General features: G+C 63.0%; 11 protein-coding genes. 3 read left to right on the top strand and 8 right to left on the bottom strand.

Annotation, left to right across the window (positions count from 1 at the left end):
• The 5 genes from alaS to M1D51_RS09590 form a co-directional block, all read right to left on the bottom strand.
• Entirely contained in the window at positions 1–2,679 is a 2,679-nt protein-coding gene (alaS, locus tag M1D51_RS09610) for an alanine--tRNA ligase (protein ID WP_458109319.1), read from the bottom strand.
• Between the two features lie 114 nt (positions 2,680–2,793).
• Entirely contained in the window at positions 2,794–3,024 is a 231-nt protein-coding gene (locus M1D51_RS09605; RefSeq protein ID WP_458109318.1) for a hypothetical protein, read from the bottom strand.
• Between the two features lie 54 nt (positions 3,025–3,078).
• Positions 3,079–3,453 (bottom strand): DUF948 domain-containing protein, encoded by a 375-nt coding sequence (locus tag M1D51_RS09600; RefSeq protein ID WP_026540818.1) that lies wholly within the window; start codon positions 3,451–3,453, stop codon positions 3,079–3,081.
• Positions 3,454–3,610: 157 nt separating this feature from the next.
• Complete coding sequence (gene rpsD, locus M1D51_RS09595; RefSeq protein ID WP_026540819.1) at positions 3,611–4,231, bottom strand: 30S ribosomal protein S4; 621 nt, start codon at positions 4,229–4,231, stop codon at positions 3,611–3,613.
• 217 nt (positions 4,232–4,448) lie between these two features.
• Positions 4,449–5,909, bottom strand: a complete 1,461-nt coding sequence (locus M1D51_RS09590; protein WP_172324886.1) for a replication-associated recombination protein A — start codon at positions 5,907–5,909, stop codon at positions 4,449–4,451.
• Positions 5,910–5,951: 42 nt separating this feature from the next.
• Here M1D51_RS09590 and M1D51_RS09585 point away from each other — a divergent pair, with 42 nt between their 5' ends.
• A complete protein-coding gene (locus M1D51_RS09585; RefSeq protein ID WP_458109317.1) occupies positions 5,952–6,548 on the top strand; it encodes a Vms1/Ankzf1 family peptidyl-tRNA hydrolase in 597 nt (198 codons plus the stop codon).
• On the opposite strand, the gene M1D51_RS09580 is transcribed toward M1D51_RS09585, so the two are convergent.
• From M1D51_RS09580 to hisS, 3 genes are all read right to left on the bottom strand, one after another.
• Positions 6,545–7,363 carry a GNAT family N-acetyltransferase gene (locus tag M1D51_RS09580; protein WP_172324887.1) on the bottom strand — a complete coding sequence of 273 codons (819 nt, stop codon included), beginning with the start codon at positions 7,361–7,363 and terminating at the stop codon, positions 6,545–6,547. The two genes, M1D51_RS09585 and M1D51_RS09580, sit on opposite strands and share 4 nt — an antisense overlap.
• Before the next feature lie 82 nt (positions 7,364–7,445).
• Positions 7,446–9,239: an aspartate--tRNA ligase gene (gene aspS / locus M1D51_RS09575; protein ID WP_172324882.1), complete on the bottom strand. Its 1,794-nt coding sequence runs from the start codon at positions 9,237–9,239 to the stop codon at positions 7,446–7,448.
• 111 nt (positions 9,240–9,350) lie between these two features.
• Positions 9,351–10,697, bottom strand: coding sequence for a histidine--tRNA ligase (gene hisS / locus M1D51_RS09570; protein WP_172324880.1), 1,347 nt, complete (start codon positions 10,695–10,697; stop codon positions 9,351–9,353).
• Between the two features lie 209 nt (positions 10,698–10,906).
• On the opposite strand from hisS, the gene M1D51_RS09565 reads away from it, so the two are divergent.
• The gene (locus M1D51_RS09565) at positions 10,907–11,707 is read left to right on the top strand and encodes a peptidylprolyl isomerase (protein WP_172324878.1); all 801 of its coding nucleotides are present in this window, start codon (positions 10,907–10,909) and stop codon (positions 11,705–11,707) included.
• Between the two features lie 66 nt (positions 11,708–11,773).
• Positions 11,774–13,387 carry a DUF349 domain-containing protein gene (locus M1D51_RS09560; RefSeq protein WP_458109316.1) on the top strand — a complete coding sequence of 538 codons (1,614 nt, stop codon included), beginning with the start codon at positions 11,774–11,776 and terminating at the stop codon, positions 13,385–13,387.
• Positions 13,388–13,400: the final 13 nt, after the last annotated feature.

The raw sequence follows: 13,400 nt of genomic DNA, 5'->3' as shown, positions 1-13,400 counted from the left end.
TCAGCGCTTGGCTATCGCATCCACCACCGCTGTGAGGGCCTCAGAGACCTTCCCAGCGTCGGCGCCGCCGCCTTGGGCGACGTCATCCTTGCCGCCTCCGCCACCGCCAAGAATGCCGGCAGCCAGGCGAACCAGCGCACCGGCCTTCACTCCGGCTTCGCGGGCGGCCTCATTAGTGGCAATAAGGATCACCGGGCGATCATTGCTGACACCGGCTACGGCCACTGTGGCTGCTTCCGAACCGAGACGGCTGCGGAGGTCCAACGCAAGGTTCCGGAGATCGTCCGCTCCGCCAACCTGACCGGCGTCGTGGGCTACAACCCGCACTCCTGCAGCGTCCTTGGCGGTCCCCACCAGGTTAGCGGCCGCAGCGGCCAACTGCTCCTTGCGGAGGCGGTCGAGTTCCTTCTCCGTGGCCTTCAACTTGCTCAGCGTGCTGGAGATGCGGTCCGCGAGTTGCCCGGAGGGGACCTTAAGCAGCTCGGTGAGCTCCGTTACCAAAGCGCGTTCAGCGGCCAAGTGGCGGAACGCGTCCAGGCCAACAAAGGCCTCCACGCGACGGTTTCCGGAGCCAACGGACTGTTCGCCCAGCAGCGAAAGGCTGCCGATGAGGGAGGTGTTGGACACGTGCGTGCCACCACACAGCTCCCGGGACCAGGCGCCGTCGATCTCCACCACTCGTACTTCGCTGCCGTAATTCTCGCCGAACAGTGCCATGGCACCCAACGCCTTGGCTTCAGCGAGGCCCATGACCTTGGTGTCCACCCGGAAATTGTTCCGGATGGCGATGTTGGAAACCTCTTCGATTTCTGACCGCGTTGCAGGGCTCAAGCCCTCTCCCCAGGCAAAGTCGAAGCGCAGGTAGCCGGCTTTATTGTAAGAACCGCGCTGGGTAGCTTCAGGGCCCAGGATCTGGTGCAGGGCGGCATGGACGATGTGCGTGCCGGTGTGGGCCTGCTCCGCTGCGTGGCGGCGTTCACGGTCGACGGCGGCGCGAACCAAGGCATCCGAGGCAATCTCGCCTTCGCGGACAATCGCTTTGTGCACGCTCAAGCCCTTGATGGGCCGCTGGACGTCCAGCACCTCCACCACGAAGCCATCGCCGGTAATGAGGCCGGTGTCAGCGGACTGTCCGCCGGCTTCGGCGTAGAACGGGGTTTCGTTGAGGACCAACTCGATCTCATCGCCGGTGGAGGCGTGCGCAACCGGCCGCCCGCCGCTGACGATTCCACGGACGGTGGATTGGCCCTCAAGTTCGTCGTAGCCAGTGAAGACGGTCTCGCCCTTGCCCAGGAGCTCCTGGTAAGCGCTGAGATCGGCATGGCCGCCCTTTTTGCCCTTGGCATCAGCCTGTGCACGCTGACGCTGCTCGAGCATAAGTGCACGGAAACCTGCCTCGTCCACCTTGAGCCCGGCCTCCTCAGCCATTTCCAGCGTCAGGTCGATCGGGAAGCCATAGGTGTCATGCAGGGCGAAGGCGTCGGCACCGGAGAGCGGAACACCGGCAGCCTTCGATTCGGTCACGGCATCCTCAAGGCGGGCGGTGCCCGAAGCGATGGTGCGCAGGAATGCCTTTTCTTCGGCGTAGGCAATCCGGCTGATCCTGGCAAAATCTGTCTCCACTACGGGGTAGACGCCCTTCATGGCGTCGCGCGAAGCAGGGAGCAAGTCAGGAAGGCAGGCCTTTTCGACGCCGAGCAGGCGCATGGCGCGAACGGCGCGGCGAATGAGGCGGCGCAGAACGTAGCCACGGCCTTCATTGGAGGGCGAAACGCCATCAGCGATCAGCATCAGGGCCGAACGGATGTGATCACCAACGACGCGCATGCGGACATCGTCGGTGTGGTGCGGGTCTTCCGGCGATTCAGCAGAGGTGTACTCGCGGCCTGACAGTTCAGCGGCTTTGTCGATGACCGGGCGGACCTGGTCGGTTTCGTACATGTTCTCGACGCCTTGGAGGATCATTGCAAGGCGTTCCATGCCCAGGCCGGTGTCGATGTTCTTCTGCGGGAGTTCGCCGACGATGTCGAAGTCAACCTTGGAGCGGACATTCTCGATCTGGTACTGCATGAACACAAGGTTCCAGATCTCGATGTAGCGGGTCTCATCGGCCAGCGGGCCGCCTTCGATGCCGTAGGCGGGGCCACGGTCATAGTAGATCTCCGAGCAGGGCCCTGCCGGTCCGGGCTGGCCCGTGGACCAGTAGTTATCGGCCTTACCCATGCGCTGGATGCGCTCAGCGGGAATGCCGGTGTTCTTGAGCCACAGCTCTTTGGCTTCGTCGTCTTCTTCGTAGACGGTCACCCACAGGCGCTCAGCAGGCAGTCCGTAGCCGCCGTCCTCGACGCTCGTGGTGAGCAGCTCGAAGGCGAACTTGATGGCGTCCTCTTTGAAGTAGTCGCCAAAGGAGAAGTTGCCGCACATCTGGAAGAACGTGCCATGGCGGGCCGTCTTTCCCACTTCCTCGATGTCCCCGGTGCGGATGCACTTTTGCACGCTCGTGGCGCGGCTGTACGGGGGCTCTTCGCGGGCAGTCAGGTATGGAATGAACGGCACCATTCCGGCCACGGTGAAGAGAAGGGACGGGTCGCTGGAAACGAGCGACGCGGAGGGAACGGCGGTGTGGCCCTTACTGACAAAAAAGTCCACCCAGCGCTTGGTGATCTCCTGCGACTTCATTAGCTGATTACTTACCCTTCTCAATTCACTGCACGTAAGGTGCGCGGTACCGGCTGGTGCCGTTCCGCAGTTTTCCATTCTGCCCTGTTGCGGGCGCGGGAGCGAACCGCTCCGCTAGCGGCGGCCCACTCCGGCCTCGTCAATGCCCAAGGCCGCCCGAAGGTCTTCTTCCCGCTGGTGCATGCCGGTCCGGACCGCATCGGCGAAATCGAACAAGCCGTCAGCCATCCGGCCGACGGCTCGGTTCAGGCCCTCGGGACCAATGTTCGCCTGGGCCTCGGTGACCTTACGGAAGGCAATGACGCCGATGGCGACGCCTATGCCCATCCACACAATTCTTTTCATGAGGTTTTGGTCTCCCTATAGTTTTGCGGCTGCCTGCTTCAGCAACACATCAGATCAGCGGCTGCGGCGGCCGGAGGAAGGGGCTCGTCGTCCGGCGAATGCCGAGCGTACGCCGTAGCTGAACGCTGCCACCTTGATCAGGGGCGAACCCACCGTGGCAGCTACAAGCGATGACAACGCGGAGATGTTGGCTGAGGCATCGGAGACGTTGGAGGCGATGCCGTCAACCTTCTTCAGCTGCTGGTTGGTGGTGGAGACCGTAGCGGTTACTTCATCCATCAAGGGTGTGGCGCCGTCGCTAATGGACCGGATGGAGGTGCGTACCTCGTCAAAAACGCCACCAAGCTTCAAGATAGGCACAGCCAACAACAACACAAGGAGCGCGAAGACTCCTGCTGCGATGAGGCCGGCGATGTCGCCACCAGACATAGAACTCTTCTCCTAGGGTTGTTGCACTGCCCTGCACCAGCCGCATCACGGCGTTGGACAAGGCCTCCCCAGTACCTTACCCACTTTGGACCGCTACCTGACATACAAAGAAGCCCGCGGCAGGTGCCACGGGCTTCTTTGTATGCGCTGTACGAATTTAGCGAGCGTAGAATTCGACGACGAGCTGCTCTTCGCAGATCACGGGGACCTCGGAGCGCTTGGGGCGACGAACCAGGCGTGCCTGCAGGGCGTCGATCTTGACGTCCAGGTACGGCGGTACGTTGTTCAGAACGTGTGCGCCTGCAGCTGCCACCTGGAACGGGGGCATGACCTCGGAGCGGCTGTGAACGTGGATGAGCTGGCCTTCGCCAACGCGGAAGGACGGGCGGTCCACGCGGATGCCGTCAACCATGATGTGGCGGTGCACAACCAGCTGGCGGGCCTGCGCGATGGTGCGGGCGAAGCCTGCACGGAGCACGAGGGCGTCCAGACGCATTTCGAGCAGCTCAACCAGGTTTTCACCGGTTAGGCCCTTGGTGCGGCGTGCTTCTTCGAAGGCACGGGTCATCTGGGCTTCGCGGATGCCGTACTGGGCGCGCAGACGCTGCTTTTCGCGCAGACGTACGGCGTAGTCGGAGTCCTGCTTCTTGCGGGCACGGCCATGCTCACCGGGGCCGTACGGGCGGCGCTCCATGTACTTGGCGGCCTTGGGGGTCAGAGCAATGCCGAGTGCACGCGAAAGGCGTGCGGTACGGCGAGCACGAGTGTTGTTAGCCACTTGTGTCCTTCCAATTACTGCGGTGTGTCAGTGTTACTGGCCTCCATCAGGGAGAGCATCGGCCAACCGCTGCCTCTTGCTACTAGCCCGGGCGCACAGCACTCATCAAGGAATCTTCAGAGGGATTGTGCGTCGGGCCATGCCAGACAAAGATCCATACTACCACGCACTATGGAGTCGACGCCCTGCGGCTCCTCTACGGCAAGGGTTCGCCGCCCTACTCACCGCGCACGATCTTGCGGAGCCGTTCCAACCTCGCCGCAATATCCCGTTCGGCACCGTTATTGGTGGGCTGGTAGTAATCCCTACCCACCAAATCATCCGGCGGATACTGCTGGGTTGCCACGCCGTGTGGTTCGTCGTGCGCGTACTTGTAGCTCTTCCCATGACCCAGTTGCTTTGCGCCCGGATAGTGCGCATCACGCAAGTGCATGGGAATACCGCCGCCGAATCCGGCGCGGACATCAGCCACCGCCTTGTTCAAGCCCATGTAGGCAGCATTGGACTTGGGCGCAGTGGCCAGGTGCACTACAGCTTCTGCCAGAACGATCCTGCCCTCCGGCATACCGATCAATTGCACTGCCTGCGCCGCAGCCACTGCCGTTTGCAAGGCTGTGGGATCGGCCATTCCGACGTCCTCGGCCGCTGAGATCACGATCCGCCGCGCTACGAACCTCGGGTCCTCCCCCGCTTCGAGCATGCGTGCCAGGTAGTGCAAGGCAGCATCGACGTCCGACCCCCTGATGGACTTGATGAAGGCACTGGCGACGTCGTAATGCTGGTCGCCGGCGCGGTCATAGCGCACCGCGGCTGCGTCCAGGGCACGCTCCGTATGGCGCAATTCCACCAGTACTGGAGCGTCCGGGGCGCCGTCGCCTGGAAGTCCGGGTTCGTCGTCGGCGACGGCGGTGTTGTCGCCGAAAGCGACCCCGGCGGCGGCTTCCAGTGCAGTCAGCGCCCTCCGGGCATCACCCCCGGAGAGGCGAACGAGGTGGTCCAACGCCTCGGGACTGAGTTCCACACGGCCGGCAAGGCCCCGGCCGTCAGCCACGGCCCGCTGCAGCAAACCGGAAATGTCGTCATCGGTGAGCGGTTTCAACGTCAACAGCAGCGAGCGGGACAGGAGCGGAGACACCACGGAGAAGGAGGGATTTTCCGTGGTGGCGGCCACCAGCACCACCCACCGGTTTTCGACACCAGGCAGCAGTGCGTCCTGCTGGGCCTTGTTGAAGCGATGGATTTCGTCCAGGAAAAGGACGGTGGTTTTCTTGTAGAGATCGCGGGCGGTCAAGGCCTCGTCCATGACACGCCGCACGTCCTTGACTCCGGCGGTGATGGCGGAAAGTTCAACGAACTTACGTCCTGGCCCACGGGCGATGACATGCGCGAGCGTAGTCTTGCCGGTTCCGGGCGGGCCCCAAAGGATCACTGAGCTGGGTCCCGCGGGCCCGGCAGCCTCGGCACCTGCTGCCAATTGCCGCAGTGGCGAACCCTGGCCCAGCAGATGCTGCTGTCCCACGACGTCGTCCAGGGTACGGGGGCGCATCCGCACTGCCAGTGGACTGCGCTGCGACGCCATCCAATGCGCATCGGACGGCCCTCCGGGGGAATGCGGCGTGGCGGGCAGATCCTCCGACTCGTCGTCGTTATCAGCACCGGCACCAAAGAGATCTTCCACATGGATAGGCTACTCATAGTTCCAGCAAAGGAGACATCGGCCATGGACCGCCAAGCATCAGCCCCGCGCCGGCAGGCCAAACGGACAGCCTTGGTGTCCGCCGCCAGGCTCCCCGGCTGGGCTGACCGGTTTGCTGCCGCCCACGGCCCCGTGGTGGAAGACTTCGACGACGCCGGCTTGCTTCTTCGCGCCGCAGACGGCGTAACTGCGCTGTTGAGGGCTCCTTGGCCCGCGGACGGTCGCCCGGGCAGGGGACAGAACGAGCTTCAACGCCTTGCCTCGCTGGCAGCCCAGGAACGCGGGCTGGGCATGGTGCTGGTCCGCCGTGGCGGATACGTTGTGGCTGCGGCCACCGGCACCACCGTCCTTGCCTCGAAGAGCGGCAACCGTTTTATTGACGCCAGGTCAACGGCGGAGCATGGCGCCAGGATCTTCGCGGCACATGTAGTGGAATACATCGTTCCCGGCGGCGACAGGGCGCTGGTGGATCAGGTGCTCGCACAACCTGCCCTTAAAGCGTTCACGGGCCGAACTCGCTTGCCATTCCTGGACATCCAGGACATCAAAGCGGCGGCCTTGCAGAAAGCGGCAGCAGACGCCTGCTCGGTTCGGATCACCGTGACGGACCCCATGGGCTAACAGCCGCCGGGAGCCCGTTTCAGGGGAGCCTGCCGGTAAAGATAGCTGCCGGAATCAGTGAATCCGGCCTGCGAATACAGCGACTGCGCCCCATGGTTCGCGGCAGTGACCAATAGCCAGAACCCCTTCAGGTTCCGCTCGGCGCCGGCACTTAACAAGGCCGCCAGCACCTCGGTCCCATATCCGCGCCTGCGGTGCGGCGCTGACGTCGCCATGCTGTAGATACCGCCCCAACCATCCACCAAGGCGAGGCGTCCGACGGCGGCGGGAACGTCGTCGTCGTTCCTCACCATGGCGTAAAGAGCCGGACAAGCGGTGAGTATCTTGTGGGCGACCGACAGTTCGGCGTCACCGCCGCGGCCATCGACCGACCACCATAAGCGAAGCCATTCGGCGGAGGGAAGATCGAGGATTTCCACTGTTGATGCTCCCAGCGGCACGTCCTCCACGCCGCGGACCATGATCCTGGTCTCGGACTGCCTGGTAAAGCGCTGCCGGTCCAGGACACCGTTGAGGGCAGCATTGCGGGGATCGTCAAAGACTTGGAAAATCAAGGGAAGCCGGCGGCGCCTGTACCACTGGGAAGCAGCACGGACCGAGCCCTCGATGCCGGCGGCAGCCTCAAGGCCAACGGCGGCAACGCTACTGCCTTCGCTATCTGCCGGGGCGGCCGGCCACACGGAATTAGCCCGCTGCGTCACCCCGTTCGAAGCGCGGAGCACCCATTTTGCCGTGTTTCCGCACACAAGGTCTTCACGCTCAAGGGCCGGCCAGGCCTTATCCATGAGCATCTCCAGGAATGCCTGCTCCACGATCCAGCACAACCTTTCGTTGACAGAACTCGTTGGCGAAAAAACCAAAGGCCCTCCACCGGAGTGGAGAGCCTTTGGCAACCGTTTATTCGGACGCGGTGTCCGGTTTGGCTGCGGGCTTGGATTCAGGCTTGAAATCGACGCCTGCTTCCTTGCGCTGCTGCGGAGTGATCGGTGCAGGAGCGGCCGTCAGGGGATCGTAACCGTTGCCCGACTTCGGGAAGGCAATGACATCGCGAATCGACTCGACGCCGGCGAGCAAAGCCACCACACGGTCCCAACCCAGGGCCATTCCGCCGTGGGGAGGTGCGCCGTACTTGAAGCCCTCCAGCAGGAAGCCGAATTTGGTTTCGGCGTCTTCCTTGTCCAGGCCCATGAGCTGGAATACGCGTTCCTGCACTTCGCGCTCATGGATACGAATGGAACCGCCACCGATTTCGTTGCCGTTGCACACGATGTCGTAGGCGTAAGACAGAGCCGACTCCGGGTCTTTGTCGAACGTGTCCAGGAACTCAGGCTTGGGCGAGGTGAAGGCGTGGTGCACGGCCGTCCACTGGCCTCCGCCAACAGCTACGTCGCCGGAAGCGACGGCCGCGGCGGCGGGCTCGAACATGGGAGCGTCCACGATCCAGACGAATGCCCAGTCTTTGGGGTCGATCAGGCCGGTGCGGTGACCGATTTCAACGCGGGCAGCCCCGAGCAGGGCACGGGCTGCGGACTTCTCTCCGGCAGCGAAGAAGATGCAGTCGCCGGGCTTGGCACCCACTGCCTCGGCCAGGCCTTCGCGCTCGGTCTCCGTAAGGTTCTTGGCCACGGGGCCGGCCAGTTCGCCATCTTCCTTGAAGAGGACATATGCCAGGCCCTTGTGGCCGCGCTGCTTGGCAAATTCCTGCCAGCCGTCCAAGGTGCGGCGCGGCTGGGAAGCGCCGCCCGGCATTACCACTGCGCCGACATACGGCGCTTTGAAGACACCGAAGTTGGTGTCCTTGAAGAACTCCGTAAGTTCGGTCAACTCCACGCCGAATCGGAGGTCCGGCTTGTCCGAGCCGTACCTGGCCATGGCGTCGAGGTACGTCATACGGCGGATCGGCGTGGGGATCTCGACGTCGATCAATTGCCAGAGTGCCTTGACGATTGCCTCGCCAAGCTCAATGACGTCGTCCTGGTCCACGAAACTCGCTTCGATGTCCAGCTGGGTAAATTCCGGCTGGCGGTCTGCGCGGAAGTCTTCGTCGCGGTAGCAACGGGCAATCTGGTAGTACTTCTCAAAGCCACCCACCTGGAGCAGCTGCTTGAAAAGCTGCGGCGACTGCGGCAGGGCGTACCAGGAACCCGGGGCGAGGCGTGCCGGAACAACGAAGTCGCGGGCGCCTTCCGGCGTCGAACGCGTCAACGTGGGCGTTTCGATCTCTACGTAGCCACGCTGGTGCAGCAGCTCACGGGCCACGCGGTTGGCCTCCGAACGAAGGCGCATGTTGCGGGCGGGACCGGGACGGCGAAGGTCCAGGTAGCGGTGCTTGAGGCGGGCTTCCTCACCAACTTCAACGTGCTCGTCGATCTGGAACGGAAGCGGCTCGGAGGTGTTGAGGATAACCACCTTGTCAGCGATGACCTCGATATCACCGGTGGCCAAAGCCGGATTTTCGTTGCCTTCCGGACGCTTGTTGACTGTGCCCGTCACCTGCAGGACGTACTCGTTCCGCAGGCCATGGAAGACCTCTTCCTCACGGACAACCACCTGGGCGACACCGGACGCGTCACGCAGGTCAACGAATGCAACGCCACCGTGATCACGGCGGCGGCCCACCCAGCCGGCCAGGGTAACGGTTTGTCCAATGTGCTCGGAGCGAAGTGATCCGAGGTCATGTGTGCGCAGCACAGCATTCCTTTCAGCATGAAATTTATAGGGACCGCAGCAATGACGGTCCCGTCCGAGTTTACCCGCCCCGGCCGCGGCTCCCGCCAAACGGCGGAACAAGCTCTGTCTGCGTCAGGCAGTGGTGACGCGCACGGACAAATCCTCTTCGGACGGCATCCATACTGCGGGATCGGCGTCCACCTGCTCACCGGTGCGAATGTCCTTGACCTGGTGTTTGCCGTCGTCGTCGGTAAACCACACGAACGGGATCCCCCGCCGGTCGGCGAACTTGATCTGCTTCCCGAATTTCTCGGCCTTGGCGGCAACTTCGGTGGCAATGCCCCTGGCCCGCAGTTGCGCGGCGATATCCTGCGCCGCAGACCAGCTGTCATCAGTATTCAAGGCAACCAAAACGGCCGTGGGCACGGAACGCGAGGCCATCGCCAATTCCTGGCTGAGGATTCGCGAAACAAGCCGCGTGACGCCGATGGACAGGCCGACGCCGGGGAACTTGCGGTTGCCTTTGCTGGCCAGGGCGTCGTACCGGCCACCGGAGCAAATGGAACCCAGCTGCTCGTGGCCAACCAACACGGTTTCGACCACCGTACCGGTGTAGTAATCCAAGCCACGGGCGATGCTCAAATCGGCAACCACCTTGCCGGGCGCACGTTGCACTGCCGCCTGAATGACCTGCTCCAGCTCGTTCAGGCCTTCCTCAAGGAGGTCATCGGTGACTCCCAATGCCCGTACCTGCTGGACAAACGACGTATCTTCCGTGCGGATGCTTGCCAGTTGGAGGGCCAGCCCCGCTTGCTCATCCGTGGCACCGAGCTCGCTCTTCAACAGTCCGGCCACCTTGGCTGCGCCGATCTTTTCCAACTTATCGATGCTGCGCAGGACTCCTGCTGTGTCCGTCAGGCCGATGCCACGGTAGAAACCTTCAGCCAGCTTCCGGTTATTGATGCGGAGCCGGAAATCCGGGATGGGCAGAGCACTCAGTGCCTCGGCGATCACCAGGGCAATCTCGACGTCATAACGGAACGGCAGTTCACCATCACCCACCACATCAATGTCCGCCTGGGTGAATTCGCGGGCCCGGCCCTCCTGCGGCCGCTCTCCACGCCACACCTTCTGAATCTGGTAGCGGCGGAAGGGGAATGCCAGGTATCCGGCGTTCTCCACCACGTAGCGGGCGAACGGAACAGTCAGGTCGAAATGCAGTGCCAGAGCATTGGGGTCCGCTTTATCTGACTTCGCAGCCTCGCCCTCGTCATCCTGCAGCCGGCTCAGCCCGTAGACCTCTTTGTCGATCTCGCCTTTGCGGAGCAGCTGTCCCACTGTTTCAACCGCGCGGGTCTCGATGGAGGAAAATCCGTGCAACTCGAACGTCTTGCGGAGCGTGTCCAGGACATGGAGCTCCACCAACCGCTCCTGGGGAAGCCACTCGGGGAATCCGGACAGGGAGGCGGTACGTGCCATGGTGGAAAAGTCTCCTCGAAGAAAGCTGACGCTGGCACGGGACCCGCAGCTTTAAAACGCCCGTTCGGCGTTTACAGGGCGGGCGTCCAGCCGGTCATGCATAAACTATGTGCGGCAGCCAGTTTATGCTTTCCGGGCGTGCACATCTAATGCAGCAAGCCCGGGTTCCTGTCGGCGGCCTCGGAAAGTGGACACAATCAGGAGGACTCTTGGCAACAAGGTCGCGGGATGACCGCGAAGCGAAACGGCGCATCAGGCAGATGGAAGCCAAGCGTGCCCTGCGGCAGGAACAGGGCAAGCGGCGCAAACGCGACAACACCATCGCCATCGGTGCGGGTACAGCGGCTGTGATCCTCGCCGTCGTGCTTCAACTGACGGTCTTCAGCTCCAACCCCACCGAGGCAGAGTTTGCTGCTGCCGAAGCGGGACTTAGCTCTCCGTCTGCATCCCCGTCTGCGCCGGCATCGAACAGTCCCGACGTTCCCAGTCCGGATACCGCTGCGGGCAAGACCTTCACCGGCGAGTTGGCCCTGAACAGCGGCGTAGTCGGTATTGAGCTCAACGGGACAGCGGCCCCCCAGGCCGCAGCGGTCTTCAAGTCCTTGAGCGATGCCAATTACTACAACGGGAAGTTCTGCCACCGCCTGACGACCTCCGAAACATTCGGGGTCCTGCAGTGCGGGGCAGCCTCTGAAGATGGCGCAGACGACGCCAATTACAAATGGGGCCCTCTCGAAAACACTCCGGCAGACAACAAGTACCCGGCCGGAACCATCGCCGTGGCCCGTACCGGCAACGACGCCTACGGCAACGGACGCCAGTTCTTCATTGTCTATAAGGACACCACTATCCCGGCCGACACGGCAGGCGGATACTCCATCGTGGGCAAGGTCACCAGCGGGTTGGATGTTGTCACGAACATCGCAGCCGCAGGCCTGAAAAGCGGCGAAAGCACAAGCGACGGCGCCCCTGTGGCACCTGTCACGATAGACTCGTTTTCTCTGAAGTAACCAGCCCCGGGCCCCGGCCCGGGGTGCATTACCTTAGCAGTCCCTCCAAGCGAAAGACTTTTAGCGGTGACAGACAGTCAGAAATCCGACGAAACAGCAGTAGTGGCCAACGAAGAAGAAGCGGTCGAGGCAAACATCCCCGAAACTGCGGAATCCTCCGTGGAGCAGTCAGCTGCGCAGGAACCAACCCCTGGTGAGGAGGCAGGCTCCGTGGAGCAATCAGCTGCACAGGATCCAGCGGTCGCCGACGAAGAGGCGCCCGCGGAAGTTGCGGTCCCCGCGGCCACGGCAGAGCCCGAAGCCGTAGCAACCGAGCCGGCAGCACCCCGCCCGGCCCCCTCCGCCGCTCCCACACCTGCAGCCTTCGCGGCCCGCCCCAAGGCACCTGCCGCCGTCGTTCCTGCCGCTCCTGCGGTATCCGCCGCGTCGCTTGCCGAGGCAGCCAAATGGGGCCGCGCTGAAGGTGATGGCCACGTGTTCCTGACCCTGGACGGCGAGGAAATCCCGGTCGGCCAGTATCCGGGTGTCAGCTCCGATGAAGCACTTGGCTACTTCGCCCGGAAGTTCGATGACATCATTGCCCAGGTTGTCCTCCTGGAGCACCGTGTGGAATCCAAGGCTCCGGCCACGGATATGCAAAAGACGGTCACCCATCTTCGCGAGCAACTTGCAGAGCGCACCATGGTGGGAGACATTCGATCTGCCGAAGCACGCCTGGACGCCCTTTCCACCCAGATCGTGGAGCTGGAAAAGTCAGAGAAGGCAGCACACGAGGCAGTACGTGCCGGCGAGCTCGCTGCACGTGAAGCAATCGTGGCTGAGGCAGAGTCCATTGCCGGACAGGATCCCGCGCAGATCCAGTGGAAGACCTCCAGCGCACGCATGAACGAGTTGTTTGAAACCTGGAAAGTGGCGCAGAAGAGCGGCGTACGTTTGGGTCGAAGCAATGAGGACGCGCTGTGGAAGCGGTTCCGTTCGGCGCGCACTGTCTTTGACCGCCACCGCCGCGCCTACTTCTCCCAGCTGGACAGCAACAACTCAGCGGCCAAGTCTGCCAAGGAAGCGCTGATCGCGGAGGCAGAAGCCCTCTCATCATCCACCGACTGGGGATTCGCGGCCGGTGAATACCGCAGGCTGATGGACCAGTGGAAGGCCACTCCGCGCGCAAGCCGCAAGGATGACGACGCTTTGTGGGGCCGCTTCCGCGCCGCACAGGATGTCTTCTTCAGCAACCGTCAGGCAGCCAACGACCAAATCGACCAGGAGTACACCGCCAACCTGGTGGTCAAGGAACAGCTCGTAGCCGAGGCACAGGCACTGCTGCCCATCAAGGATCTCAACGCAACCAAGAAGGCCCTGCAGTCCATCAGGGACCGCTGGGAAGATGCCGGGAAGGTACCGCGCGGGGACATGGGACGCATCGAAGCCGGGCTCCGCAAGGTCGAAGACGCTGTCAAGGAAGCCGAAGAAGAGAAGTGGCGCCGGAGCAACCCTGAAACCAAGGCCCGCACCAACAGTGCGCTCTCCCAACTCGAAGCCGCCATCGCGGGGCTGAAGGACGATTTGGAGAAGGCCGAGAAGGCCGGTGACCAGCGCCGGATCAAGGCTGCCCGCGAGGCACTGGAAGCCCGCCAGGCGTGGTTGGACCAGATTCAGCGCTCGGCAAGCGATCTCGCCTAGCGTTTTTTCGAAT

The organism is Arthrobacter sp. R3-55 (assembly GCF_054161505.1).
This window is presented reverse-complemented; position numbering and strand designations above follow the sequence as displayed.

Coding starts and splice junctions, on each gene's coding strand:
- alaS (WP_458109319.1), bottom strand. CDS start 2,679: ATGAAGTCGCAGGAGATCACCAAGCGCTGGGTGGACTTTTTTGTCAGT.
- M1D51_RS09605 (WP_458109318.1), bottom strand. CDS start 3,024: ATGAAAAGAATTGTGTGGATGGGCATAGGCGTCGCCATCGGCGTCATT.
- M1D51_RS09600 (WP_026540818.1), bottom strand. CDS start 3,453: ATGTCTGGTGGCGACATCGCCGGCCTCATCGCAGCAGGAGTCTTCGCG.
- M1D51_RS09585 (WP_458109317.1), top strand. CDS start 5,952: ATGGACCGCCAAGCATCAGCCCCGCGCCGGCAGGCCAAACGGACAGCC.
- hisS (WP_172324880.1), bottom strand. CDS start 10,697: ATGGCACGTACCGCCTCCCTGTCCGGATTCCCCGAGTGGCTTCCCCAG.